Genomic DNA, 26,005 nt, shown 5'->3' with positions numbered 1-26,005 from the left:
GGTGATCGGTTTCCGGTCATGGGAGTTGCTTCTCGGTGGCGACCGCTGAGGCGGACAGGAGCGTCGCGGCGCCGAGGCTGCCCCACAGGGCGGCCGGGCCGTGCGGTGCGAGCGCCGTGATGACGGCCGGGGAGACGGCGAGGCCGAAGCCCGTGGAGAGCTCGAAGCGGGCGAGGGCGCGCCCCATGGCATGGGCCGGCGCGAGGGCGGTGACGAGCGCGGTGGCGCTGCCCGCGTAGATGATCTCGCCGATGGTGCAGACGACGGACACCGCGGCGACGGCCGGGGCACCCCAGCCGTCCCCGAGTGAGGTGACCGCGAGGAAGCCGAGGTAGGACGCGGTGAGCACCACCCCGGCCAGGGCCAGCACGGTCCGCCGGGAGTAGCGGGACAGCAGGACGGTGACCGGCACCTGCAGGGTGACCGCCAGCACCGTGTTGGCCACGAAGATGGCCGCCGACCACACCGGGGATGCGTGCAGCTGCGTCACCAGGATCAAGGGGAGCGCGATCTCGGGGACGTTGAGGCAGAAGACGTAGACCACGTTGGCGGCCGGCAGCGCGCGCATCCGGGGTGCGGGCCCGTCGGCCGCGTCGTCGGCCGGGGTGGCGGCCGGATGCGCGCGAAGGTGGACCGACCACGCAAGGGCCGCCGCGGTGAGATAGGCGAGCCCGGTGACGGCTGCCAGCGCCTGCAACGCGGTGGCGCCGCCCGTCAGGGCCGCGGTGGCGAGGAGCGCGCCGATGCCCAGGCCGGCGTTGCGCAGGGCGCGGCCGGCCGCGAGAGCCGCGTCGCGTTCCCGGCCGTGGGCGACGGTGGCGACGAGAGCCGCGTGGGCGGCGGGCCATGCCTGGTTGCCGACGCCGAGGAACAGCGCCGCCGTCGCGAACAGCCAGACGTGCCCCGTCGGGGGGTGGCGAGCAGAAGCACCACGCCCAGCACCCGCACCCGCATCGACGCCGCCACGACCGTGCTGCGTGCGCCCCGGTCCAGCCATCGGCCCACCGCGGGCATGCACACCAGACCCACGACGACGCCGGCCGTCATGGCGATGCCGGTGGCCGGCGCGGACAGCTGCAGCACCGTCACTCCGTACAGCAGCAGGAAGGGCCGCAGCAGGCCGGTGCCGAGTGCGTCCACGGCCAGGGCGACGGCGTAGCGGGGGCCGCCGGAGGACGGACGAGGGCGCGGGGCCGGATCTTGCCGGTGGTTGTGGTGGTTGCCATGGTGCCAACGGTGCGGACGGCCGCCGGGCCGGCCACGTCGGTTGACGAACACCGTCAACCGGCGTCGGCGCAGGCCGTCTTGTCGGTGATGCTGACCGGTCCGTGATGATGAGGCGGTGACGTTGAGGATCGACATCAGCGGCCTGCCGCCCGAGCGACTGCGGTTCGCCGCCTCCCCGCTGGCCGAGCTGACCGCGATGCTGCACGTGCTGGCCGAACCCGGGCATCATCCGCAGCACTCCGACTGGGCCGGGGACGTCCGGGCCGGGCTGCGGCCCGAGCTGGCCGAGCGGCTCCGGGAGGCGGAGTTCCTCTGGCGTTCCTCACAGGCCGACTTCCTGCTTCCCGCGCGGCCCCGGCCGACCCTCGCCGAGGAGTTGGACGACGTGGACCGGATCGACGACGAGACGTATGTGACGGCCGCGCTGGTCACCACGTGCGGCGGCAACCGGCCCGTTTCGCGGCGCCGTCCCCGCTGACCGACGCCACCGCGCGCGAGCGGGCCCTGGATCTGGCCCAGGCGCGCGGCCCGCGGCAGGAGGCCTACGCGGAACGGCTGCTCGCCGACCCGGCCCGTGTGCGGACGCGGGTGCGCGGCACCCTGGAACAGTGCGCCGAGGCCTTCTTCGACGCCGCCTGGGCGGGCGTCGCCGTGCAGCTCGCCGGCGACCTGCGCCTGAAGCACGACCTGCTGAAGCACCAGGGCGTCGGAGCGGCCCTCGCGTCGGTCTCCGGCGCGGTCGCCCTGGCACCGGAGGGCGACTACATAGTCGTGGACAAGCCGCAGGACAAGGCGACCTCCGCCCACGGCACCGGGGTCACCTTCATCCCCAGTGTCTTCGGCCGCCCGCACCTGGTGGCGGTCCACGCGCCGGGCTGGCAGCCGGTGGTGCAGTACCCCGTGGCCGAGCCGAGTCCGGCGGAGCCGCCGGTGTCGCTCGAGACGGTCACGCTACGGCTGGAGGCGCTCGCACATCCGGTACGGCTGCGGCTGCTGCGCACCCTGGCCCGCGGCCCCCACACCACCGGCGAGCTGGCGCACACCTGGGAGCTGTCGCCCCCGGAGGTCTCCCGCCACCTCGCCGTCCTGCGCCGCGCGGGCCTGCTGACGGCCCGGCGGCACGGTCGCTACATCCGCCACACCCTCAGCCTGCCCGATCTGACGGCCCTCGGCACCGACGTGCTGGCGGCCGTCCTGCGCTGAGCGGCCACGGCCCGCCGGCACCCCGCCCGCCTCAGGTCGGCAGACTCGGCGGTGTCTTCGCCGGCCGTTCCTCCAGCCCCGCCAGCGCGATCCGGATCGCCTCGTCCAGCTGGGCGTCCCGCCCCGCCGCCCAGTCCTGCGGGCGCTGGAGCACCTCCACGTCCGGGTCGACGCCGTGGTTCTCCACGTCCCAGCCGTAGCCCTCAAGCCAGATGGCGTACTTCGGCTGGGTGATGAGCGTGCCGTCGACCAGGCGGTAGCGGCTGTCGATACCGATGACACCGCCCCACGTCCGCGTGCCCACCACCGGGCCGAGCCCCAGCGCCTTGATGGCCGCGTTGACGATGTCCCCGTCGGACCCGGAGAACTCGTTCGCCACCGCCACGACGGGTCCGCGCGGGGCGTCCGCGGGATAGCTGTACGGCCGCATCCCGCGCGGCAGTTCCCAGCCCACGATCCGCCGGGCCAGCTTCTCGACGACGAGCTGCGAGGTGTGCCCGCCGCCGTTCTCCCGGACGTCCACGACGAGCCCTTCGCGTGCCACCTCGACGCGCAGGTCACGGTGGATCTGGGCCCACCCGGGCGCCTGCATGTCCGGCACATGGAGGTAGCCGAGCCGGCCGCCGGACTTCTCGTGGACGTACGCCCGCCGGTCCGCCACCCAGGCGTGGTACCGCAGGGGCTGCTCGTCGGCGATCGGGACCACGACCGCATGCCGTACGTCTCCGCCGCCGGCCGGCGAGATCGTCAGCTCCACCGCCTTGCCCGCCGTGCCGACGAGCAGCGGGCCGGGCCCGGTCACCGGGTCCACCGGCGCGCCGGCCACCGCCACGATCGCGTCCCCGGCGCGCACGGCGACCCCGGGCGCGGCCAGTGGGGCCCGCGCGTCGGGGTCGGAGGTCTCCGAGGGCAGGATCCGGTCGATCCGCCAACTCCCGTCGGCGTGGCGGGAGATGTCGGCGCCGAGCAGGCCCTGCCGGGCCCCGCTGCCGTACCCGCCGCGCGGGGCGACGTAGGCGTGCGAGGTGCCGAGCTCGCCCTGCACCTCCCACAGCAGGTCCATCAGGTCGTCGTGGGTGGCCACCCGGTCGAGCAGCGGACGGTAGCGGTCCAGCACCCCGGACCAGTCCACCCCGCTCATGTCCGGCCGCCAGAAGTGGTCCCGCATGATGCGGCCGGTCTCCTCGAACATCTGCCGCCACTCGGCCGACGGGTCGACCGTCTGCCGTACGCGGGTCAGGTCGACGGTGATGTTCGTGTCGCCGTCGTCGTCGCCGGAGGCCCGCCGGTCGCTCGGTACGACCTTCAAGCGGTCGCTCGTCCACAGCAGCACCCGCTTGCCGTCGCCGCTGACCTCGAAGTCGTCGGCGTCGTCGGCGAGATGCTCCACGCGCCGCTGGGCGAGGTCGTAGCGCTCCAGCTCGGTCTTGGGCTCGGGGTCGTCGGGCGTGGCCCGGGAGGCACCGAGGGCGCCGCGCACGGGGTGCCGCAGCCACAGCACGCCGTCCTTGGCGGTCCGCAGCGTGCTGTAGCGGGCCGCCTCGACCGGGAACGGCACGATCCGGTCGGCGAGGCCTTCGAGGTCGATGCGCGTGGCCGGGGTGCCCTCGCTGTCGGGCGTCTCGTCCTTGTCGGGCGCGTCGAAGGGGCGGCCGTGCCGCTGCGGGCCGAAGGGGGACGGGGTGGTCGCGGCGAGGGTGATCAGGTGCGGGCGGGAGCCGACCACGAAGGCGAGGTCGAAGACGTGCTCGTCGTAGACCGGGTCGAAGGCGCGGGTCGACAGGAACACCAGGTGCTTGCCGTCCTGCGTGAACGCCGGTGCGTAGTCCTGGAAGCGCAGCGGGGTCGCCTCGGACACCGACAGGTCCGTGGTGTTGGCGAGCTTGAGCTGGGACAGCGGGCGCGGGCCGGGGTGCGACCAGGCGAGCCAGGCGGAGTCGGGTGAGAAGACCAGCCCCGAGACGTCCCCGTCCGCGCTGCGGTCCACCTCGCGCACCTCGCCGGTCTCCCGCTCGACGAACAGCACGCGGCCGTCGTGCGCGGCGACCGCGGCCCGGCTCCCGTCGGGCGCCATGGCGAGTTCCAGTACGCGGCCCAGCTGCCCGGCGCCGAGCCTGCGCGGGGTGGCTCCCGGCGCGAGCCCGGTCGCGGGCGCGAACTCCAGCGCGTCGTCGCCCTCCGCGTCCGTCACCCACACCACCCACTCCTCGCCGTCCGCGCGGAAGGTGCGCGGCAGCCGGGCCCGTACGCCCGGTTCGGCGGCGAGTGCACGGGCGGGGCCGGAGCGGTGGGTGACCCAGTGCACGGCGCCCCGCACGGAGACGGCGCTGCCGCGCGCGGTGTGGTCGGGCGCCGCCTCACCGAACGCGCGGGCGGCGTTCAACGGGTACGTCTGCCGGTCGGTGCGCTGCCCGCCGAGCCGGATGTCGAGCCGGCGCGGCTCGGCGCCGTCGAGGTCGTCCAGGAGCCACAGTTCACCGGCGGAGGTGTGGACGACCCGGGTGCCGTCGCTCGCGGCGTGCCGGGCGTAGAAGCCGTCGACAGCGGTGTGCCGTCGCAGGTCGGACCCGTCGGCGAGGGACGAGTACACGGCCCCCACGCCCTCGTGGTCGGACAGGAAGGCGACCCGCTCCCCCACCCACATCGGGTACTCGATGTTCCCGTCCAGCTCCTCATGCAGCCGTACGAAGTCCCCGTCGCCGTCACGCTCGATCCACAACTTGCCCGCCGTGCCGCCCCGGTAGCGCTTCCACCGGGCCGCCTCCAGCCCCATGGGCGCGGACGCGAGCAGCAGGCGAGGGCCGTGGACGACGTCGGCGACGGGGCCGTACGGCAGCGTGGTGGCCGGTCCGCCGTCGAGCGGGACCGTGTGGGCCCAGGTGCGGCGGCTGCCCGCCTGGCCCCGGCTGCTGATCGCGAGGACCTGGCCGTCGGGGGTCCAGCCGCGCACCCGGGTCTGCGCGCTGCCCCAGTGGGTGAGGCGCCTGGAGGGGCCGCCGTCGACCGGCGCGATGTGCACCTCGGGGGCGCCGTCGCGGGTGGAGGTCCAGGCGACGGTCGTACCGTCGGGCGAGATGCGCGGCAGGGAGACCGGCACGTTGTCGGCGCTGACCCGCCAGGCCCTGCCGCCGTCGAGGGGGGCGAGCCATACGTCGTCCTCGGCGGTGAAGGCGACCAGGTCGCCGTGCAGATGCGGATACCGCAGATACGACGGCGCGGGGGCGGGGGCCGAAGTCGAAGCTGGCGTCGCGGACTGTGTCACCGGATCACCCTAGGCAACCGCGGCGTCCGCGGACAGGTCTTTGGATCACTTGCCCCAACTCCCGCCGGGACACGGTCACTTGCCCTCCGGCCAGCAGTTCGGGTGTTGCTTGCAGTAGACGGTCTTGGTGACCGTCACGGTGACCGTGGGGCCGGGCTGCTGTCCGCCCCCGGACGGGTTGACGGGCGAGGGCGTGGCGTCGCACTTGCCCAGCCCGTTCACGTGGAACCACTCCTTGCCGTCGATCTTGGCGACCAGGTCCCCGCGCACACAGGAACCGCTGACGGCCCGGGTGATCCGGCCGGTGACGACGATGTCCTTGCCGTCCTTGGTCTCACCCTCGCAGTCGACCTTGACGACGGTGTTCTCACTCGCGGTCGGCGAACTGCCGTTGCCGCCGCCGTCGTACGAGCCCGTGCAGTTGAGCCACTGCACGTCGGCCTTCTGCCGCTCCAGTTCCTCGGTCACGGTCTGATCGGTCGTGAACGCCACGGTCGCCGAGCTCAGTCCACCCGGATCACAGCCGGTCACCGAGCCGACGGCGACGACCGCGAGCCCCGCCACACCGGCCACCCGCGCCCCGCGCATACGACGCCCCGCACGCCGGTCCGCGCGAGGCCAGACCCTCCTGAATGCCCCCATGGGACCGCAGCCTGCCACTGTCCCGGCCGCCGCGGTAGAGCGCATACGGCCACTCCCTGCTCGCGCAGTTCACGGCGGGAGGCAGTCGATCCTCAGGCGCGCAGGAGCAGCCACTCCTGAAGCTCGACCAGGTTGCCCTCGGGGTCCTTGAGGTGGGCGACGCGCATGCGGTCGGTCATCGGGGCGGGGTCGTGCAGGAGGGTCGCGCCGCGTGCGGTGATCTGTTCGCAGTAGGTGTCCAGATCGTCGACGCGCAGGACCACCAGTGAGCGGTGGCCCTTGGCCTCGTCGCCGAGTTCGCCGACGATCGCGGCCATCATCGCCCGGTCCTGGAGGGCGACGCCCGCCGAACCGGTGGCGGGGCTGAACTTCTCGTAGGGCCCGTTCGTCGCGCCCGACTGCGGCTTGAGGCCGAGGACATCGGCGTAGAAGCGGTAGCAGGCGGCGAAGTCGCCGACCAGCAGCCGTACTTGGGCGAGTTCCACGGGGGGACGTCCCTCCTGCTGTCAGGACCAGCGGCCGGTGCGGCCGAGGAGCAGTGCCGTCGCCGCGGTTCCGGCGGTGGAGGTGCGCAGGACGGTACGGCCCAGACGGTACGCCTTCGCGCCCGCCTCCTCGAAGAGGGCGAGTTCCTCGGGGGCCACGCCGCCCTCGGGGCCGACGACGAGCACGATCTCGCCCTCGGCGGGCAGCTCGGCCGTCGCGAGCGGCTCGCTGCCGTAGTCGCGCTCCTCGTGCAGTACGGCGGCGAAGTCGGCGTCGGCGAGCAGCGCGGCGACCTGCTTGGTCGTGGCCGCCTCAGCGACCTCCGGAAAGCGCACCCGGCGCGACTGCTTGCCGGCCTCGCGGGCGGTGGCCCGCCACTTGCCGAGGGCCTTCGCCCCCCGCTCGCCCTTCCACTGGGTGATGCACCGGGCCGCCGCCCACGGCACGATCGCGTCGACGCCGGTCTCGGTCATGGTCTCGACGGCCAGTTCACCGCGGTCGCCCTTGGGGAGGGCCTGGACGACGGTGATACGAGGCTGCTGCGCCGGCTCCTCGGCCACCGCACCCACGCCCACGACCAGCCGGTCCTTGCCCTCGGCCGCCTTGACGACGCCCTCGGCCCAGCGCCCGAGCCCGTCGGTGAGGACGACCTCCTCGCCGGCCCGCAGCCGCTTCACGGAGACGGCGTGCCGTCCCTCGGGGCCGTCGAGAACGTACTCGCCGCCGGCGAGGTGGCCCCGCTCCAGCGACTCGACGACGAACACCGGCGCCGTCATCCGGCCGCACCCCCCTCGCGCGCCGCCGACAACGCTGTCGCAGCGGCGTCCAGCTCGGCGGCCAGCACCTCCACCAGCTGCCCGGCGGGCAGGTCGCGTGCCATGCGGTGCCCCTGCCCCGCCCACAGGGCCATGCCCTGCGCGTCACCGGACGCGGCGGCCTTCTTGCGCAGGGGTGAGGTCAGGTGGTGGACCTCGGGGTAGGCGGCGGGGGCGTACGGCCCGTGCTCGCGCATGAAGCGGTTGACCAGGCCGCGGGCGGGCCGGCCGGAGAACGCGCGCGTCAACTCGGTCCGTGCGAACAGGGGGTTGGTCAGCGCCTGCTTGTGCAGGGCGTTGGCGCCGGACTCCTGGGTGGCGAGGAAGGCGGTGCCGAGCTGGGCGGCAGCGGCCCCGGCCGCGAGGACGGCGGCGATCTGGCTGCCGCGCATGATGCCGCCGGCGGCGACGATGGGCAGGCTCACGGTCTCCCGGACCTGTGCGATGAGGGCGAGCAGCCCGATGCCCGACCGGTCCGTCTCCGGGTTGTCCCGATGCGTCCCCTGGTGCCCGCCGGCCTCCACTCCCTGCACGATCACGGCATCGGCGCCGGCCTGCTGTACGGCGAGGGCCTCGTCCGGTGCGGTCACGGTGACGAGGGTGAAGGTGCCGGCGCGGCGCAGGGACTCCAGCACATCCGGCTTCGGCACCCCGAAGTGGAACGAGACGACCGGCACCGGGTTGTCGAGCAGCACGGCCAGCTTGGCGTCGTACCCGTCGTCCCGCCCGCTGTCCGGGTCCCCCAGCTCGGTCTCGTACCAGGCGGCCTCACCGGCGAGCTGATGCGCGTAGACGTCCACGGCCGCGGCGTCGGCGTACTCGGGCTGCGGCATGAACAGGTTGACCCCGAAGGGCCGGCCCGTCAGACCCCGCAGCTGCTTGATCTCCTGGTACATCCCGTCGGCGGTCTTGTACCCGGCGGCGAGGAACCCCAGCCCACCTGCCTCGGACACGGCAGCGGCGAGCTGCGGCACGGAGACGCCGCCCGCCATGGGGGCCTGCACGATCGGATGGGGGAAGAGATCGGTCAGCGCGGAGGACATGACGGCATGTTGTCACGTCCTCCGAACAAGTCCGAATCGGCCCTGTGCCGTGCAATGTACGGGGACTGCCCCACCGGACTCAGCGCCCGTTGAACGCGTCCTTCAGCCGCGAGAACAACCCCTGCTGCCCCGGCTGGAACTGCCCCGTCGGCCGCTCCTCGCCGCGCAGCTTGGCCAGCTCGCGCAGGAGCCGCTCCTGCTCGGGGTCCAGCTTGGTCGGCGTGGTGACCTCGACGTGCACGATGAGGTCGCCGCGACCGCCGCCCCGCAGATGCGTCACACCGCGTCCGTGCAGCGGAATCGACTGACCGGACTGGGTGCCGGGCCGGATGTCGACCTCCTCCAGGCCGTCCAGCGTCTCCAGCGGCACCTTCGTGCCGAGGGACGCCGCGGTCATCGGGATCGTCACCGTGCAGTGCAGGTCGTCGCCGCGCCGCTGGAAGGTCGAGTGCGGCAGCTCGTGGATCTCGACGTACAGGTCACCGGCGGGACCGCCACCGGGCCCGACCTCGCCCTCGCCGGCGAGCTGGATCCGGGTGCCGTTGTCGACACCGGCCGGGATCTTGACCGTGAGCGTCCGACGGGACCGCACACGTCCGTCGCCCGCGCACTCCGGACACGGCGTGGGAACCACCGTGCCGAATCCCTGGCACTGCGGGCAGGGCCGCGACGTCATGACCTGGCCCAGGAAGGACCGCGTCACCTGCGACACCTCACCGCGACCGCGGCACATGTCACACGTCTGAGCGGAGGTGCCGGGGGCAGCCCCCTCACCGTTGCAGGTGTTGCAGACGACGGCCGTGTCGACCTGGATGTCCTTCGTCGTGCCGAAGGCCGCCTCGTCGAGTTCGATCTCCAGCCGGATCATCGCGTCCTGGCCCCGACGGGTGCGCGAGCGCGGGCCGCGCTGGGACGCCGTACCGAAGAAGGCGTCCATGATGTCCGAGAAGTTGCCGAAGCCACCCGCGCCGAAGCCGCCCGCGCCCGCGCCGCCCGCCTGGGACAGCGGGTCGCCGCCGAGGTCGTAGACCTGCTTCTTCTGCGGGTCCGACAGCACCTCGTAAGCGGCGTTGATCTCCTTGAACCGCTCCTGGGTCTTCGGATCCGGGTTGACGTCCGGGTGCAGCTCGCGCGCGAGCCGCCGGAAGGCCTTCTTGATCTCTTCCTGCGACGCGTCGCGACGCACGCCGAGAACGGCGTAGTAGTCCGTGGCCACTTACGACTCCGCCAGGATCTGTCCGACGTACCGTGCCACTGCGCGTACCGCTCCCATCGTTCCCGGGTAATCCATGCGGGTCGGTCCGACCACGCCGAGCTTGGCTACTGCCTCACCGCCCGAACCGTAGCCGACCGACACGACAGACGTTGAGTTGAGTCCCTCGTAGGCGTTCTCGTGACCGATGCGTACGGTCATGCCCGAATCCCCTGCCTCGCCAAGGAGCTTGAGGAGCACGACATGCTCCTCCAGGGCCTCCAGGACGGGCCGGATGGTGAGGGGGAAGTCATGTCCGAAGCGGGTGAGATTGGCGGTGCCGCCGATCATCAGCCGCTCTTCGTTCTCCTCGACGAGTGTCTCCAGCAGGGTGGAGAGCACGGCCGAGACGGTGCCGCGGTCCTCTATGTCGAAGGCCTCTGCGAGGTCCTCGACGAGCCTTGGCACGTCGGTGAAGCGCCGCCCCGCGACCCGGCTGTTCAGCCGCGCGCGCAGATCCGCGAGCGAGGCCTCACCGAAGGGCGCGGGACAGTCGATCATCCGCTGCTCGACCCGACCGGTGTCCGTGATCAGCACGAGCATCACACGCGCGGGCGCGAGCGAGAGCAGCTCGACATGCCGGACGGTGGACCGGGTCAGCGACGGGTACTGCACGACGGCGACCTGCCGTGTGAGCTGCGCGAGCAGCCGCACGGTGCGCGCCACGACGTCGTCGAGGTCGACGGCGCCGTCGAGGAAGTTCTGGATGGCGCGCCGCTCCGGCGGGGTCATCGGCTTGACGCCGGCGAGCTTGTCGACGAACAGCCGGTAGCCCTTGTCGGTCGGGATGCGCCCCGCGCTGGTGTGCGGCTGGGCGATGAATCCCTCGTCCTCCAGAGCGGCCATGTCATTGCGGACGGTCGCCGGGGAGACCCCGAGGTTGTGCCGCTCGGTCAGCGCCTTCGATCCGACCGGCTCCTCGGTCCCGACATAGTCCTGGACGATGGCGCGCAACACCTGAAGCCTGCGTTCACTCAGCAACCGCGCACACCTCCAGAAGTCGTCCCCTTGACATCTCGCCTGGCACTCTGCGCTGGTGAGTGCCAACCGTCCCCGGCCAGTGTACGGCGGTGGGGTACGCCCCGGGCAAGGCCGGTCCGGCACCACCATGCCCGACGGTGCTGTCTTGGTTAGCGTCGCCGTATGACGGTGACTTGGGAAGAGCTCGGGTGGGAACGGCTGGCGGCCGGGGTGGGCAGATGCCGGCTTCCGGGCTGGGACTGCACCGCGGGGCTGGTCGTGGGCCGGGACACGGCGCTCGTGATCGACGCCGGGTCAAGCCTCGGGGAGGGCGTGCGGTTGCGTACGCAGGCGCAGTGGCTCGCGGGTCACCGTGTGACTCATCTCGCGCTGACGCATCCCCACTTCGATCATGTCTTCGGGGCTGCGGCGTTCGCCGGGGCGGAGGTGTACGGCCCGGTGGGCATGGACACGGCGTCCGCACACGCGCGTGCGGAACTGCGCGCGGACGCCGTGGGCAACGGCCTGGACCCGGACGCGGCGGACGAGGCCATCGACGCCCTGGTCCGTCCCCGCCACCAGGTGAGCGGCGAGTGGACCCTCGACCTGGAGGGCGGCCGGCAGGTCCTGCTGGCGAACGTGGGCCCGGCCCACACCGCCCACGATCTGGTCGTGCTCGTGCCGGGCCGGGCCGCGGGCGACCGGGAGGTCGTCTTCTGCGGCGATCTGGTGGAGGAGTCCGGCGAACCCCAGGCGGGCCCCGACGCCGTACCGTCGCAGTGGCCGGCCGCCCTGGACCGCCTGCTGGACCTGGGCGGCGAGGACGCGCTGTACGTGCCCGGTCACGGAGCGGTGGTGGATGCGGAGTTCGTACGACGTCAGCGGGACGCCTTGGCGGCCCGCTTCGGCGTGTCGCCCTGATCCGCGAGACGTACCCGCGGGGCTTCTCCTATCGTCATCCGAATGCGCCAGTACTCCCCGGACCTGACCCCGCCCTGGAAGAAGCCCAGGCCCGCCCCCGAGGTACCGGCGGACCCGGGCCTGGTCGTGGAGGAGCCGGGCACGGGTTTCTGCGGGGCGGTGATCCGCTGCGAGGCGGGCACGGTGACGCTGGAGGACCGCTTCGGCAAGCACCGGGTGTTCCCGCTGGAGCCGCGGGGGTTCCTGCTGGAGGGCAAGGTGGTGACGCTCGTACGCCCGCCGTCCTCGGCTCCCGCACGTCCCAGCCGTACGGCGTCCGGTTCGGTCGCCGTCCCCGGCGCACGCGCGCGCGTGGCCCGCGCCGGCCGTATCTACGTGGAAGGCCGCCACGACGCCGAGCTGGTCGAGAAGGTCTGGGGCGACGACCTGCGCATCGAGGGCGTGGTCGTGGAGTACCTGGAGGGCGTCGACGACCTGCCGTCCATCGTGACCGAATTCGCTCCGGGCCCGGACGCCCGCCTCGGCGTCCTGGTGGACCACCTGGTCCCCGGCACGAAGGAGTGGCGCATCGCCGAGTCGGTGACCAGCGAACACGCCCTGGTCGTGGGCCACCCGTACATCGACATCTGGGAGGCGGTGAAGCCGTCGGCCCTGGGCATCGAGTCCTGGCCACGCGTCCCGCACGGGCAGGACTGGAAGACGGGGGTGTGCCGGGCGCTGGGGTGGCCGTCGGAGAACACCGGCGCGGTGTGGCAGGCGATCCTGAAGCGGGTGGGGTCCTACAAGGACCTGGAGCCGGAGTTGCTGGGACGGGTGGAGGAGCTGATCGACTTCGTTACGGGTAGCGGTGGGGCCTAGCGTTGGGGTAGATGCCGAACTCGCTGGTATCCAATTCGAGCTCCAGATCCTCCAACGGCAGCGGCGCCCCGAACTTGGTGATCTGCTGCCTCTGATAGTCGGCGTTCTCCCCCTTACCGACTGGCATGGTCAGCAGTACGCAGTGCGCCATGATCGGATCCACAATGAGGTAAGCGGGTACCTCACCGGCGGCGTAGATCGACCGCTTGATCTCGTAGTCCCGCTGGATGCTGGTCTTGGAGACGACCTCGACCACCATGGTGACCAACCGGGACGGCAGCAGACGGCCTGAGTCCGGGGCAACACCCCGTTCCAACACGACCAAGTCCGGAATCGGCTCGCTGGTCTCATCGATGATGTCCACGTCTGTCACCTGAAGCCGTTCCCAGCGCTTACGCGGGAGCTGGTCCACCACGTCGGCCACGATCCGGTTGTGCACCAGATCGGGAGTGGCCATCATCACGATTTCCCCCCGGAGAAGCTCGGCCTTGATGCCCTCGGGAGGCTCGAACTCCTCGAAGAACTTGGCAATCCCACGCTCGTCCACAGCGGTCATCTCCGTGGCCTCCACATCCGCCGCGTCCTGTCGGCGGCAGCCTACGAACTAGGTTAGGGACCGAACCGGCGTTCCGGGGTGATCCACTCGCCCGAGTGATCAGTCCACCAAATCCCTGACCACCGCGTCCGCCAGCAGCCGCCCCCGCAAGGTCAGCACCGCACGCCCGTCCTCGTACGGCCCCTCCTGAAGCAGCCCCTCCGCCAGCGCCCGGCGAGAAGCCGCAAGCCCGTCCTGCCGCAGCAGCCCCAGCGGCACCCCTTCCAGCAGCCGCAGCTCCAGCAGGATCCGTTCGACCCTGCGGTCCTCCCCGGACAGCAGCTCGCGCCCGGCCCCCGGTGACCGTCCCGCCGCCAGGGCCGCCGCGTACGCGCCCGGATGCTTCACGTTCCACCAGCGCACGCCACCCACGTGCGAGTGGGCGCCCGGGCCCGCGCCCCACCAGTCGGCGCCCCGCCAGTACAGCTCGTTGTGCAGGCAGCGGCCCGCCTGGGAGGTCGCCCAGTTGGAGACCTCGTACCAGTCGAAGCCCGCCTCCGACAGCACCGACTCCGCGATCAGATACCGGTCCGCGTGGACGTCGTCGTCCGTCATCGGGACCTCGCCCCGGCGGATGCGGCGGGCCAGCTGAGTGCCCTCCTCGACGATCAGGGCGTAGGCGGACACATGGTCCGGGCCGGCGCCGATCGCCGCCTCCAGCGAGGCCCGCCAGTCGTCGTCCGACTCGCCCGGTGTGCCGTAGATCAGGTCCAGGTTGACGTGCTCGAAGCCCGCCGCGCGCGCCTCCGCCACGCAGGCCTCGGGACGGCCCGGGGTGTGGGTGCGGTCCAGGACCTTCAGCACGTGCTGCTTCGCGCTCTGCATGCCGAAGGACAGCCGGTTGAAGCCGCCCTCGCGCAGGGTGGCCAGATACGCCGGGTCCACCGACTCCGGGTTCGCCTCCGTCGTGATCTCCGCGTCCGGTGCCAGCCCGAACTCGTCGCGGATCGCCCCCAGCATCCGTACGAGATCGTCGGCGGCCAGCAGCGTGGGCGTACCGCCGCCGACGAAGACCGTGCGGACCTCGCGCGGGTCGTCGCCGAGGACCTTGCGGGCGAGGCGGATCTCGTCGACGAGGGTCTCGGCGTAGTTGTCGCGGGACGCCAGCACTCCACCCGTGCCGCGCAGCTCGGTCGCCGTGTAGGTGTTGAAGTCGCAGTAACCGCAGCGGGTCGCGCAGTACGGGACGTGCAGGTAGAAGCCGAGGGGGCGGTCGGCGGACCCGGCGAGGGCGGACGCGGGGAGCGAGCCGTCGTCGGGGACGGGCTCGCCGTCGGGGAGTGCGGAAGGCATGGGTTCTATTGTCCAGCACGCGCGCATGCCCGCCGGAACCGAGACAACCGCTACTCGGCCTGGAGCACCAGCAACGCCAGATCGTCCTCCGGCGGACGGCCGCTGAACTCGTGCACGAGCCTGCGGATCCGCTCCGCGATCAGCTCGGCGTTCAGCCCCGCGCACCCCGCGAGCGCGGTCGCGAGGCCGTCGCCGTCGTCGAACTGGCGGGTGCCGCTGCGCCGCTCCGTCACCCCGTCGGTCACGCACAGCAGGGTGTCGCCGGAGCGCAGCTCGAAGGTCTCGCTGGTGTACGTGGCGTCCTCGACGACCCCGAGGAGGGTCTGCGGGTGCGCGGCGGTGTGGACCTCGCCGCCCGCGCCCAGCAGCAGCGGCAGCGGGTGTCCGGCGGAGGCGAGGGTGCAGCGGATGCCGCCGTCGAAGGGGGTGAGCTCGCCGTAGAGGAGGGACAGGAAGCGGGTCTGCGGGCCGTCGCCTGGTGCCACCGGGACCGGGCCGACGAGGGCGCGCGCGGCGGCGTCGGCGGCTTCCGTGGCGTCGTCGAGGAGGAGCTGGTTGAGGCGGTCGAGGACGTCGGCGACCCGGTAGCCCTCGCGCGCGAGGAGCCGCAGCCAGGGGCGCGCGATGCCGATCACCACGGCCGCCTCGGGGCCCTTGCCCTGGACGTCCCCGATGGCGAAGCACCAGCGGCCGTCGCCGGCCGGGAAGAGGTCGTAGAAGTCGCCGCTCGGGCCGCCCTTGTCGCACGGCTCGTACACCAGCGCGCTGGCCACGCCGGGGATCTCCGCGACGGCGCCGGGCAGCAGTCCGCGTTGCAGAACCCTGCTGATGGTGGCCTGCCGGGCGTACTGGCGGGCCGCGCCGATGGCGAGGGCCACCCGGCGGGCGAGGTCCTCGACGAGCCCGGTGACCTCGTCGGGGAAGCGCACGAGGTCGGCCCGCCCGATGACCAGTGTGCCCAGCGGGCGGCCCCCGGCGATCAGGCGGTACGCGAGCGCCGTGCCGCGCACCCCGCGTGCGCCGAGCGCCTCACCGGGCCAGGGGTAGGCGACCGGGCCGGTGCGGTGGTCGTCGGCCGGAAGCGGCGGCTCCTTCTCCAGGGCCTGGCGGAGCTCCTCGATGAGGTTCTCGGAGCCATGCCAGACGCGGGCCAGCCGCGGCCCGGTCCCGGCGGCGCCCTCCGCCGCCCAGCCCGCCCCGGCGCCGGCTTCGCCCGATCGTGGGTATCCCCAGCGCCCGGCGACCTCGTCCTCCAGCCACACCGCACACCAGTCCGCCAGCCGCGGCACGATCAGCTGGCCGGCGAGCGCGGCTACCAGGTTCTCGTCGAGCTGCCCGGCGAGCAGGTCGGAGGCCTCGGCGAGGAAGGACAGGGCACCGCGGTTGAGCCAGTCCCGCTCCCGCTCTGCGCGCTGGGGCTCGGGGGCGAGGATCTCGGCCGCGCGCAGCCCGCGCTCCAGCGCGCGCTCCTCGGCGTACGCCTCGATGTCGTCCTTGGCCGCCACGGGGTCCTCGGCGGGCAGCCGCGCCCACACGGTCTTGGCGCCGGTGCGATAGGTGACACCCCAGGACTCGGCGAGCCGGGACACCAGCCGCAGGCCGCGGCCGTACTCCGGTGTCTCGTACGGCGCCTCGACCTCACCGTCGCGCGGGGCGCGCGAGGGGTGGTGGTCCAGGACCTCGACGAGAAGGGCGCCGGTGTCCTCCAGGCGGCAGGTGAGCTCCAGGTCGGTACCGGCGTGCACGACGGCGTTGGTGACCAGCTCGCTGACGGCCACGACGGCGTCGTCGACGAGGCGGGCGCTGAGGTGCTCGGTGCCGGGCAGCCCGGAGGCGGCCCATTCCGTGAGGGCGTTGCGCACGAGGGTGCGGGCGGAACCCGGGGAGATCGGACTGCCGGGGAGGACGGTGCGGGTTTCGGCGCCCACGCCCCCCTGCGCAGGCGCATCAGAGGCACGGGAAACGGTCTCCCGTTGCGCCGGAATGGCCCCCATCTACAGCTCCCCGAACGGTTCGGACGAATACGCCTCAGTCGACGCCGACAGAGTGACAGACTGGCCACGCCCATAAGCACCGAGTTACCGAAGTGGGCCGCCATGAGTGAGAACCGTGCTACGCGTGTGCTCGAAGACGGACAGAAAGACGGTCAAATTCGAGCATCGGAACTGCGCCCGCTGCTCGCCGCGATGACCGCGGCGAGGGACGGCGACTTCCGGAGGCTCCCGGAGACCGGTGAGGGAGTGGTGGCCGAGCTGACGGCGGTCTTCAACCAGATCATGGACCGGAGCACGCACTTCAACCGTGAAGTGCAGCGGGTCAAGCGGGAGTTGGTCCGGCACGGCAGGCTCGACGAGCGGCTCTCGGCGAGCCCGGGCCCGGGCGACTGGACGACCCGCGTCAACGACGTCAACCAGGTGCTCGACGCCCTGGTCGCCCCGGCGGCGAACGCGACGCGCGTGCTCGACGCGGTGGCCGGCGGTGACCTGACCCAGCGCGTCGATCTGCACGACGGGAGCCGCCAGTTACGCGGCGACCTGCGGCGCCTCGGCCGGGCCGTGAACAAGATGGTCGACCAGCTCTCCCTGTTCACCGGCGAGGTCACCCGCGTGGCCCGTGAGGTCGGCACCGAGGGCCGGCTCGGCGGCCGGGCCAAGGTGACCGGGTTGTCCGGCAGTTGGCGGGACGTGACCGAGGCCGTCAACACGATGGCGTCCCGGCTGACGGCGCAGGTGCGCGACATCGCCCTGGTGACCACGGCCGTGGCCCGCGGCGACCTGACCCGCACGGTCACCGTCGAGGCGACCGGCGAGCTGCTCGAACTCAAGCTGACCGTCAACACGATGGTCGACCAGCTGTCCGCCTTCGCCGACGAGGTGACGAGGGTCGCCCGCGAGGTGGGTACGGAAGGGCAGCTGGGCGGACGCGCGCAGGTGCGCGGCGTCTCCGGCGTGTGGAAGGACCTCACCGACAACGTCAACTTCATGGCGTCGAACCTGACCTCGCAGGTCCGCAACATCGCCCAGGTCACCACGGCCGTCGCCAACGGCGACCTGAGCCAGAAGATCACCGTCGACGCCCAGGGCGAGATCCTCGAACTCAAGTCGACCATCAACACGATGGTGGACCAGCTCTCCGCCTTCGCCGACGAGGTCACCCGCGTCGCCCGCGAGGTCGGCACCGAAGGAAACCTCGGCGGCCGGGCCCAGGTACGCGGCGTCAGCGGCGTATGGAAGGACCTCACCGACAACGTCAACTTCATGGCGGACAACCTGACTTCCCAGGTCCGCAACATCGCCCTGGTCTCCACCGCCGTGGCCCAGGGCGACCTGGGCAAGAAGATCACGGTCGAGGCGAAGGGCGAGATCCTGGAGCTGAAGTCCACCATCAACACGATGGTGGACCAGCTCTCCGCCTTCGCCGACGAGGTCACCCGCGTCGCCCGCGAAGTCGGCACCGAAGGAAACCTCGGCGGTCAGGCCCAGGTACGCGGCGTCAGCGGCGTATGGAAGGACCTCACCGACAACGTCAACTTCATGGCGCTGAACCTGACCTCGCAGGTCCGCAACATCGCCCAGGTGACGACCGCCGTCGCCAACGGCGACCTGTCCAAGAAGATCACCGTCGACGCCCGCGGCGAGATCCTCGAACTCAAGGACACCGTCAACACGATGGTGCAGCAGCTGCGGGCCTTCGCCGACGAGGTCACCCGCGTCGCCCGCGAGGTCGGCACCGACGGCCGGCTCGGCGGCCGCGCGCAGGTGCTGGGCGTCTCCGGCGTGTGGCGGGACCTGACCGACAACGTCAACTACATGGCCGACAACCTCACCTCACAGGTGCGCAACATCGCCCAGGTCACCACCGCCGTCGCCAACGGCGACCTCTCGAAGAAGATCGACGTGGACGCGCGCGGCGAGATCCTGGAACTGAAGACCGCCATCAACACGATGGTCGACACCCTCTCCTCCTTCTCCTCCGAGGTGACCCGCGTGGCCCGCGAGGTGGGCTCCGAGGGCCAGCTCGGCGGCCAGGCCCGGGTGGAGGGCGTGTACGGCACCTGGAAGCGCCTGACGACGAACGTGAACGAGCTGGCGTCGAACCTGACCACCCAGGTCCGCGCGATCGCCGAGGTCGCCTCCGCGGTGGCCCAGGGCGACATGTCCCGCTCGATCACGGTGGAGACGCGCGGCGAGGTCGCCGAGCTGAAGGACAACATCAACCTGATGGTGGCCAACCTGCGCGAGACGACCCGCGCCAAGGACTGGCTGGAGTCCAACCTGGCCCGCCTGGCCGCTCTGATGCAGGGCCACCGCGACCTGATGGAGGTCGCCGACCTGCTGCTGCGCGAGCTGACGCCGCTGGTGAACGCCCAGTACGGCGCCTTCTTCCTGGCCGACCCGGACGAGGAGAGCGCCGCGCTGCGCACCACGGTTCCCACGAAGGGACTGGCTTTCATCGCCGGATACGGCTCGGCGCAGGGCGCGACCGTCGAGACCGGCGGCCTCCCGGTGCACGGCCTGGTCCAGCAGGCTGCCCGCGAGAAGAAGCGGATCCTCGTCGAGGAGGCCCCGCCGGACTACATCAAGATCAACAGCGGGCTCGGCGAGGCGGCGCCCACCAGCGTCGTCATCATCCCGATCCTCTTCGAGGACAAGCTGCTGGGCGTGATCGAGCTGGCGTCGTTCTCCCGCTTCTCCGATGTGCACCTGGCGTTCTTCGACCAGTTCGTGAACACCATCGCCGTCGCGATCAACACGATCATCGCCAACTCCCGTACGGAGTCCCTGCTCGGCGAGTCCCAGCGCCTGGCCATGCAGCTCCAGGAACGCTCGGACGAACTGCAGATGCAGCAGGCGGAGCTGCAGCGCTCGAACGCCGAGCTGGAGGAGAAGGCCGCGCTGTTGGCGACTTCGTCGCAGTACAAGTCGGAGTTTTTGGCGAACATGTCCCACGAGCTGCGGACGCCTCTGAACTCGCTGCTGATCCTGGCGAGACTGCTCTCCGACAACCCGGACGGCCATCTCTCCGACCAGGAGGTCCAGTTCGCGACGACGATCCACCGCTCCGGCTCGGACCTGCTCCAGCTGATCAACGACATCCTGGACCTGTCGAAGATCGAGGCCGGCCGGATGGACGTACGCCCGAAGAAGCTGCCGCTGATCAAGCTGCTCGACTACGTGCACGCCACCTTCCGCCCGCTCACCCTGGACCGGGGGCTCGCCTTCGAGGTGGCGGTCGGCGAGGACGTACCGCGCGAGATGTACTCGGACGAGCAGCGCCTCCAGCAGATCCTGCGCAACCTCCTCTCCAACGCCATCAAGTTCACCGCGTCGGGCAAGGTCGAGCTGCGGGTGAACCGGATGAAGGACCCCGATCAGCACTACGTCCGCGAGGGCGACGAGGTGATCGCGTTCTCGGTGTCCGACACCGGCATCGGCATCGCGGCGGAGAAACTCCCGGTCATCTTCGAGGCGTTCCAGCAGGCCGACGGCACGACCAACCGCAAGTACGGCGGCACTGGCCTCGGCCTGTCCATCAGCCGTGAGATCGCGGGCCTGCTGGGCGGCCGTATCGTCGCCGAGAGCGAGCCCGGCAAGGGCTCCACGTTCACGCTGTACGTTCCGGTCGTCAGCCCCGGTCACTCCGCCACCGGCCCGGTGCCCGAGGACCGTTCGCTGCCGGCGCCGGAGCAGCTGTCCGCCGAGACGTTCTTCTCGACCGCCCACGACGCGGACGACTCCTGGCCGACGCCGACCAAACTGGAGGCATGGCAGACCGGCCGGGCGGGGCAGGTCCTGCCGGGCCGACGGGTGTTGATAGTGGACGACGACATCCGCAACGTGTTCGCGCTCACCCATGTCCTGGGCCGGGTCGGTATGCCGGTCCTGTACGCGGAGAACGGCCGCGAGGGCATCGAGACACTGGAGCGCACCCCGGACGTCGAACTCGTCCTGATGGACATCATGATGCCGGAGATGGACGGATACGAGACGATCTCCGCCATCCGTCGCACCCCCCGCTGGGCGGACCTGCCCATCGTCGCGCTCACCGCGAAGGCCATGCCCGGCGACCGGGAGAAGTCCATCGCGCGGGGCGCCAACGACTACGTACCGAAGCCGGTGGACGTGGATCAGCTGCTGACCGTCGTCTGCGACCTCCTGGACCCCGAGGCCGCGGACAACTCCGTAGTACCGGAACCGCGCACTTCCGAAGGGGAAGAGGTTCCGCCGACCATCACCGAGTGAGGCCACTTCATCATGAGCGCTGAGGCAACGACCGACGAGCGTGCCGGCATCCTCCTGGTCGACGACATGGAGGACAACCTGATCGCGCTGGAGGCCGTACTGGGGTCCCTCAACGAGCCGCTCGTCCGCGCGCGTTCGGGCGAGGAGGCGATGAAGGCGCTGCTGCGGCAACGCTTCGCCCTGGTGCTGCTCGATGTCCGCATGCCGGGCATGGACGGCTTCGAGACCGCCAGCAACATCAAACGACTCGACCAGACCAAGGACGTCCCGATCATCTTCCTGACCGGCGCGGAGGACGACCCGGGCTACGCCTTCCGCGGCTACGCCACGGGTGCCGCCGACTACCTGACCAAGCCGTTCGACCCCTGGGTGCTACGCGCGAAGGTGACGGTGTTCCTGGACCTGTACCGCAAGAACAGGCAACTGGAACGCCTGCTGAGCCGCGAGCACGTCCACAGCCGAGAGCTGAGTACCCAGTTGGAGGCTTTGGAGGACCAGCTCGCCGCCGACGCACCCCCGAACCTGACGGCACTACGAGCACAGGTCCACGAGATACGTAGGCTCATCGGGAAAGGGTGAGCTGCCCCACCTCGAAGGGGCGCGGGGCTGTATCGATCTGCGGCTCTGCCGCGTGGGCGCGACCAGCCACGACGAAGCGTCAGCCGCCGCGCCCCCAGCGTCCCCTACGCCTCGCGCGTACCCGCGTACATCTCCTCGATCAGAGCCTTGTACTCCCGCTCGACAACCGGCCGCTTCAACTTCAGACTCGGCGTGATCTCCCCGTGCTCCACATCGAGATCCCGCGGCAGCAGCCGGAACTTCTTGATCGTCTGCCACTTCTGCAGCCCGGCGTTGAGCTGCTGCACATACCCGTCGACCATCTCGATGGCGGCCGGCGAGGCGACGATCTCCGCGTACGACTTCCCGCCGAGCCCGTTCTCCTCGGCCCACGCCACGATCGCGACCTCGTCCAGCGCGATCAGCGCCGTGCAGAAGTTCCGGTCGGCGCCGTGCACCAGGATGTTGGAGACGTACGGGCACACCGCCTTGAACTGCCCCTCGACCTCGGCGGGCGAGATGTACTTGCCGCCCGACGTCTTGATCAGGTCCTTCTTGCGGTCGGTGATGCGCAGGTACCCGTCCGGGGACAGCTCCCCGATGTCACCGGTGTGGAACCAGCCGTCGCTCTCCAGAACCTCGGCGGTCTTCTCCGGCAGCCCGTGGTAGCCCTCCATGATGCCGGGGCCGCGCAGCAGGATCTCCCCGTCGTCGGCGATGCGCACCTCCGTACCGGGCAGCGGCTTGCCGACCGTGCCGGTGCGGTAGGCCTCCCCCGGGTTCACGAAGGACGCGGCCGAGGACTCCGTGAGGCCGTAGCCCTCCAGGACGTGGATGCCGGCGCCGGCGAAGAAGAAGCCGATCTCCGGGGCGAGGGCGGCACTGCCGGACACGCACGCCCGCAGGTTGCCGCCGAAGGCCTCGCGGATCTTGGCGTACACGAGGGTGTCGGCGACCTTGTGCTTCGCGGCGAGCCCGAAGGGCGCGGAGTGGGTGCCGGTGCGCCGGAAGTTGTCCTGGGTGACCTTGGCGTACTCGCGGGCGACCTCGGCGGCCCACTGGAAGATCTTGTACTTGGCGCCGCCGCCCGCGCGGGCCTTGGCGGCGACCCCGTTGTAGACCTTCTCGAAGATGCGGGGCACGGCCGCCATGTACGTCGGCTGCACGACCGGCAGGTTCTCGATGATCTTGTCGACGCGGCCGTCGACGGCGGTGACGTGACCGACCTCGATCTGGCCGGAGGTGAGGACCTTGCCGAAGACGTGCGCGAGCGGCAGCCACAGGTACTGCACGTCCTCCGCGCCGACCAGCCCGGTCGCGGCGATCGCCTTCGCCATGTACGACCAGTTGTCGTGCGGCAGCCGCACGCCCTTGGGGCGGCCGGTGGTGCCGGAGGTGTAGATCAGGGTGGCCAGCTGGTCCTTGGTGATCGCGCCGACCCGCTGCTTGATCAGCTCGGGGTCCTTCTCCAGCCGGGCCGCGCCGCGGGCCTCCAGCTCGGCGAGGCTGAGCACCCAGTCACCGGTCTCGACGCCGGCCGCGTCGATGACGACGACATGCGTGAGGTTCGGCAGCTCGGCGCGCTTCTCCTGCGCCTTGGCCACCTGGGCAGCGTCCTCCGCGATGAGCACGCGGCTCTCGGAGTCGGCGAGGATGAAGGCCGACTCCTCGGCGTTGGTCTGCGGATAGACCGTGGTGGTCGCCGCGCCGCCGCACATGATGCCCAGGTCGGCGAGGATCCACTCGATCCGGGTCGACGAGGCGAGGGCCACGCGCTGCTCGGGCTGGACGCCCAGCTCGATGAGCCCGGCCGCGATCGCGTAGACCCGCTCGGCGGCCTGCGCCCAGCTCAGCGACTTCCACTCGTCCGCGCCCTGCCCCGAAACTGGCGGCACGGGATAGCGGTACGCCTCGGCGTCCGGCGTCGCCGTCACGCGCTCCAGGAAGAGGGTCGCCACGCTCGGCGGACGGTTCTCGATCAGTGTCTGTGTGTCGCTCACGACATCCTCCGGGGACCCGCGACTGTGCGGCTGACGTGCGGCTGGTTCCACTCGCGTTGTTTAACTCGCGAGTAACTATCGAGCAGGGATCAGGGTAAAGGCCGACGGCCCCCTGCGTAAGGGCCTGCGGCCTGTCGATTCCTCCAGACGGTCACGCGGCACGCACAAAGGGGCCCGTCGCGCTTTCGTACGACGGACCCCTGATGCGGCGATTTGCCGGGTCACCTGGTGCTACCTGCGGTTACTTCTTGGCCTTGCCCGAACCCGCGCTGTCATCACTGCTCAGTACGGCGATGAAGGCCTCCTGCGGAACCTCCACGGAACCCACCATCTTCATCCGCTTCTTGCCTTCCTTCTGCTTCTCCAGCAGCTTGCGCTTACGGGAGATGTCGCCGCCGTAGCACTTGGCGAGGACGTCCTTGCGGATGGCGCGGATGGTCTCGCGGGCGATCACCCGGGAACCGATGGCGGCCTGGATGGGCACCTCGAAGGCCTGCCGCGGGATCAGCTCCCGCAGCTTGGCGACGAGCCGCACACCGTACGCGTACGCCGCATCCTTGTGCGTGATCGCCGAGAAGGCGTCGACCTTGTCGCCGTGCAGCAGGATGTCGACCTTGACCAGGCTGGAGGTCTGCTCACCGGTGGGCTCGTAGTCCAGCGACGCGTAACCGCGCGTCTTCGACTTCAGCTGGTCGAAGAAGTCGAAGACGATCTCCGCGAGCGGGAGGGTGTAGCGGATCTCGACGCGGTCCTCGGAGAGGTAGTCCATGCCGAGCAGGGTGCCGCGCCGGGTCTGGCACAGCTCCATGATCGAGCCGATGAACTCGGTGGGCGCGAGGATCGTGGCGCGCACGACCGGCTCGTACACCTCGTTGATCTTGCCCTCGGGGAACTCGCTCGGGTTGGTGACGGTGTGCTCGGTGCCGTCCTCCATGACCACCCGGTAGACCACGTTGGGCGCGGTGGCGATCAGGTCGAGGCCGAACTCGCGCTCCAGCCGCTCCCGGATCACGTCGAGGTGCAGGAGCCCCAGGAAGCCGACGCGGAAGCCGAAGCCCAGAGCCGCGGAGGTCTCCGGCTCGTAGACGAGCGCGGCGTCGTTGAGCTGGAGCTTGTCGAGGGCCTCGCGCAGCTCCGGGTAGTCGGAGCCGTCCAGCGGATACAGACCGGAGAAGACCATGGGCTTGGGGTCCTTGTAGCCCCCGAGCGCCTCCGTGGCCCCCTTGTGCTGGCTGGTGACGGTGTCACCGACCTTGGACTGGCGGACGTCCTTCACACCGGTGATGAGATAGCCCACCTCACCGACGCCGAGCCCGTCGGCCGCCAGCATCTCCGGCGAGTTCGTCCCGATCTCCAGCAGCTCGTGCGTGGCGCCGGTGGACATCATCCGGATCCGCTCGCGCTTGTTGAGCTGGCCGTCGATGACACGGACGTACGTCACGACACCGCGGTACGAGTCGTAGACGGAGTCGAAGATCATCGCGCGGGCCGGAGCGTCCTTGACGCCGACCGGGGCAGGAACCTCGGCGACGACCTTGTCGAGCAGGGCATCGACGCCCAGGCCCGTCTTGGCGGACACCCGGAGCACGTCGCTCGGATCGCAGCCGACCAGGTTGGCGAGCTCCTCCGCGAACTTCTCGGGCTGCGCGGCCGGCAGGTCGATCTTGTTCAGCACGGGGATGATCGTGAGGTCGTTCTCCATCGCCAGGTAGAGGTTGGCGAGAGTCTGGGCCTCGATGCCCTGGGCGGCGTCGACGAGGAGGACGGTGCCCTCACAGGCGGCCAGCGACCGCGAGACCTCGTACGTGAAGTCGACGTGCCCCGGGGTGTCGATCATGTTGAGGATGTGCGTCTTGCCGGAATCGTGGCTGGGAGCCCACGGCAGCCGCACCGCCTGGGACTTGATCGTGATACCGCGCTCACGCTCGATGTCCATCCGGTCGAGGTACTGAGCACGCATCTGCCGCTGCTCGACCACACCGGTCAGCTGGAGCATCCGGTCGGCGAGCGTGGACTTGCCGTGGTCGATGTGCGCGATGATGCAGAAGTTGCGGATCAGTGCCGGGTCGGTACGGCTCGGCTCGGGCACATTGTTAGGGGTCGCGGGCACGCAGGGTCCTGTCTCTTGAGGCGCCTTATGCCTCGGGTCGGATCTATACGTAGGTTCCATGGTCCCATGGGCGGCGACCGACGACCGTTTTGGGCCGTCGGCCCGGCCACTGGTAGCCTGGGTGGCTGTGTCTCATGCCCTCTCAGCGCGAGACACACTCCAGAAAATCACCGGTACGGGTCCCATGCGGCTCCGTACCAGAACCTGAAAAGGCTCATCAGTGGCGAACATCAAGTCCCAGATCAAGCGGATCAAGACCAACGAGAAGGCCCGGCTGCGCAACAAGGCCGTCAAGTCCTCCCTGAAGACCGCGATCCGCAAGGCCCGCGAGGCCGCTGCCGCGGGTGACGCCGAGAAGGCCACCGAGTACCAGCGCGAGGCCGCGCGGGCGCTCGACAAGGCCGTCTCCAAGGGCGTCATCCACAAGAACCAGGCCGCCAACAAGAAGTCGGCGCTTGCTTCGAAGGTCGGCGCTCTCAAGGGCTGACACTTGATTTGATCGCCGGAGGGAATCGAGCGGGCCCTCTCTCATCCGCTC

At 71.0% G+C, this 26,005-nt stretch carries 17 protein-coding genes and 2 pseudogenes; 6 read left to right on the top strand and 13 right to left on the bottom strand.

Features of this window, described 5'->3' with window-relative positions:
* Nucleotides 1-16 precede the first annotated feature (16 nt).
* Nucleotides 17-1,226 (bottom strand): annotated as a pseudogene (locus tag OHT51_RS28265) (MFS transporter).
* A gap of 116 nt (nt 1,227-1,342) precedes the next feature.
* Here OHT51_RS28265 and OHT51_RS28260 point away from each other — a divergent pair.
* A pseudogene (locus tag OHT51_RS28260) lies at nt 1,343-2,430 on the top strand (DUF5937 family protein).
* 31 nt (nt 2,431-2,461) lie between these two features.
* Here OHT51_RS28260 and OHT51_RS28255 read toward each other — a convergent pair.
* The 7 genes from OHT51_RS28255 to hrcA all read right to left on the bottom strand — a co-directional run bounded on the left by OHT51_RS28255 (nt 2,462) and on the right by hrcA (nt 10,911).
* Complete coding sequence (locus OHT51_RS28255) at nt 2,462-5,692, bottom strand: S41 family peptidase (RefSeq protein ID WP_328881721.1); 3,231 nt, start codon at nt 5,690-5,692, stop codon at nt 2,462-2,464.
* A 75-nt stretch (nt 5,693-5,767) separates the two neighbouring features.
* On the bottom strand, nt 5,768-6,280 hold the full coding sequence (locus OHT51_RS28250; RefSeq protein ID WP_328881720.1) for a hypothetical protein: 513 nt from the start codon (nt 6,278-6,280) through the stop codon (nt 5,768-5,770).
* Nucleotides 6,281-6,426: 146 nt separating this feature from the next.
* The gene (locus OHT51_RS28245; RefSeq protein WP_328881719.1) at nt 6,427-6,819 is read right to left on the bottom strand and encodes a VOC family protein; all 393 of its coding nucleotides are present in this window, start codon (nt 6,817-6,819) and stop codon (nt 6,427-6,429) included.
* Nucleotides 6,820-6,840: 21 nt separating this feature from the next.
* Nucleotides 6,841-7,596 (bottom strand): 16S rRNA (uracil(1498)-N(3))-methyltransferase, encoded by a 756-nt coding sequence (locus OHT51_RS28240; RefSeq protein WP_328881718.1) that lies wholly within the window; start codon nt 7,594-7,596, stop codon nt 6,841-6,843.
* Nucleotides 7,593-8,678 carry a nitronate monooxygenase gene (locus OHT51_RS28235; RefSeq protein WP_328881717.1) on the bottom strand — a complete coding sequence of 362 codons (1,086 nt, stop codon included), beginning with the start codon at nt 8,676-8,678 and terminating at the stop codon, nt 7,593-7,595. The genes OHT51_RS28240 and OHT51_RS28235 overlap by 4 nt, the downstream gene beginning before the upstream one ends.
* A 79-nt stretch (nt 8,679-8,757) precedes the next feature.
* A complete protein-coding gene (dnaJ, locus tag OHT51_RS28230; protein WP_328881716.1) occupies nt 8,758-9,894 on the bottom strand; it encodes a molecular chaperone DnaJ in 1,137 nt (378 codons plus the stop codon).
* On the bottom strand, nt 9,895-10,911 hold the full coding sequence (gene hrcA, locus OHT51_RS28225) for a heat-inducible transcriptional repressor HrcA (protein ID WP_328881715.1): 1,017 nt from the start codon (nt 10,909-10,911) through the stop codon (nt 9,895-9,897). It abuts the gene before it with no gap.
* 162 nt (nt 10,912-11,073) lie between these two features.
* Between hrcA and OHT51_RS28220 the strand changes: the two genes are divergently transcribed.
* On the top strand, nt 11,074-11,811 hold the full coding sequence (locus OHT51_RS28220; RefSeq protein ID WP_328881714.1) for an MBL fold metallo-hydrolase: 738 nt from the start codon (nt 11,074-11,076) through the stop codon (nt 11,809-11,811).
* A gap of 42 nt (nt 11,812-11,853) precedes the next feature.
* The gene (locus OHT51_RS28215; RefSeq protein ID WP_328881713.1) at nt 11,854-12,669 is read left to right on the top strand and encodes a DUF3097 domain-containing protein; all 816 of its coding nucleotides are present in this window, start codon (nt 11,854-11,856) and stop codon (nt 12,667-12,669) included.
* Here the strand turns inward: OHT51_RS28215 and OHT51_RS28210 are convergent.
* The 3 genes from OHT51_RS28210 to OHT51_RS28200 form a co-directional block, all read right to left on the bottom strand.
* Nucleotides 12,647-13,225 carry a Uma2 family endonuclease gene (locus OHT51_RS28210; protein WP_328881712.1) on the bottom strand — a complete coding sequence of 193 codons (579 nt, stop codon included), beginning with the start codon at nt 13,223-13,225 and terminating at the stop codon, nt 12,647-12,649. The genes OHT51_RS28215 and OHT51_RS28210 overlap by 23 nt on opposite strands.
* A 99-nt stretch (nt 13,226-13,324) precedes the next feature.
* On the bottom strand, nt 13,325-14,557 hold the full coding sequence (hemW, locus tag OHT51_RS28205) for a radical SAM family heme chaperone HemW (RefSeq protein WP_328881711.1): 1,233 nt from the start codon (nt 14,555-14,557) through the stop codon (nt 13,325-13,327).
* Between the two features lie 50 nt (nt 14,558-14,607).
* On the bottom strand, nt 14,608-16,551 hold the full coding sequence (locus OHT51_RS28200; protein WP_328881710.1) for an ATP-binding SpoIIE family protein phosphatase: 1,944 nt from the start codon (nt 16,549-16,551) through the stop codon (nt 14,608-14,610).
* 102 nt (nt 16,552-16,653) lie between these two features.
* Between OHT51_RS28200 and OHT51_RS28195 the strand changes: the two genes are divergently transcribed.
* Together OHT51_RS28195 and OHT51_RS28190 are read left to right on the top strand one after the other, a co-directional pair.
* Nucleotides 16,654-20,799, top strand: coding sequence for a HAMP domain-containing protein (locus tag OHT51_RS28195; RefSeq protein ID WP_328881709.1), 4,146 nt, complete (start codon nt 16,654-16,656; stop codon nt 20,797-20,799).
* Between the two features lie 12 nt (nt 20,800-20,811).
* The gene (locus OHT51_RS28190; protein ID WP_328881708.1) at nt 20,812-21,378 is read left to right on the top strand and encodes a response regulator; all 567 of its coding nucleotides are present in this window, start codon (nt 20,812-20,814) and stop codon (nt 21,376-21,378) included.
* 104 nt (nt 21,379-21,482) lie between these two features.
* Here OHT51_RS28190 and OHT51_RS28185 read toward each other — a convergent pair whose 3' ends face one another.
* Nucleotides 21,483-23,357: an AMP-dependent synthetase/ligase gene (locus tag OHT51_RS28185; RefSeq protein WP_328881707.1), complete on the bottom strand. Its 1,875-nt coding sequence runs from the start codon at nt 23,355-23,357 to the stop codon at nt 21,483-21,485.
* A 241-nt stretch (nt 23,358-23,598) separates the two neighbouring features.
* A complete protein-coding gene (gene lepA, locus OHT51_RS28180) occupies nt 23,599-25,467 on the bottom strand; it encodes a translation elongation factor 4 (RefSeq protein ID WP_328881706.1) in 1,869 nt (622 codons plus the stop codon).
* 220 nt (nt 25,468-25,687) lie between these two features.
* Here lepA and rpsT point away from each other — a divergent pair, with 220 nt between their 5' ends.
* A complete protein-coding gene (gene rpsT / locus OHT51_RS28175; RefSeq protein WP_328881705.1) occupies nt 25,688-25,954 on the top strand; it encodes a 30S ribosomal protein S20 in 267 nt (88 codons plus the stop codon).
* Nucleotides 25,955-26,005 lie beyond the last annotated feature (51 nt).

The organism is Streptomyces sp. NBC_00299, from assembly GCF_036173045.1.
GTDB lineage: Bacteria > Actinomycetota > Actinomycetes > Streptomycetales > Streptomycetaceae > Streptomyces > Streptomyces machairae.
Note: the sequence above shows the minus strand (reverse complement) of the source record. Positions and strands in the feature narration are given on the sequence as shown.

What these genes read in the sequence shown, in the direction of transcription:
- OHT51_RS28250 (WP_328881720.1), bottom strand. Translation starts at nt 6,280, where the DNA reads ATGCGCGGGGCGCGGGTGGCCGGTGTGGCGGGGCTCGCGGTCGTCGCC.
- OHT51_RS28240 (WP_328881718.1), bottom strand. Translation starts at nt 7,596, where the DNA reads ATGACGGCGCCGGTGTTCGTCGTCGAGTCGCTGGAGCGGGGCCACCTC.
- OHT51_RS28235 (WP_328881717.1), bottom strand. Translation starts at nt 8,678, where the DNA reads ATGTCCTCCGCGCTGACCGATCTCTTCCCCCATCCGATCGTGCAGGCC.
- OHT51_RS28220 (WP_328881714.1), top strand. Translation starts at nt 11,074, where the DNA reads ATGACGGTGACTTGGGAAGAGCTCGGGTGGGAACGGCTGGCGGCCGGG.
- OHT51_RS28215 (WP_328881713.1), top strand. Translation starts at nt 11,854, where the DNA reads ATGCGCCAGTACTCCCCGGACCTGACCCCGCCCTGGAAGAAGCCCAGG.
- OHT51_RS28210 (WP_328881712.1), bottom strand. Translation starts at nt 13,225, where the DNA reads ATGACCGCTGTGGACGAGCGTGGGATTGCCAAGTTCTTCGAGGAGTTC.
- hemW (WP_328881711.1), bottom strand. Translation starts at nt 14,557, where the DNA reads ATGCCTTCCGCACTCCCCGACGGCGAGCCCGTCCCCGACGACGGCTCG.
- OHT51_RS28200 (WP_328881710.1), bottom strand. Translation starts at nt 16,551, where the DNA reads ATGGGGGCCATTCCGGCGCAACGGGAGACCGTTTCCCGTGCCTCTGAT.
- OHT51_RS28195 (WP_328881709.1), top strand. Translation starts at nt 16,654, where the DNA reads ATGAGTGAGAACCGTGCTACGCGTGTGCTCGAAGACGGACAGAAAGAC.
- OHT51_RS28190 (WP_328881708.1), top strand. Translation starts at nt 20,812, where the DNA reads ATGAGCGCTGAGGCAACGACCGACGAGCGTGCCGGCATCCTCCTGGTC.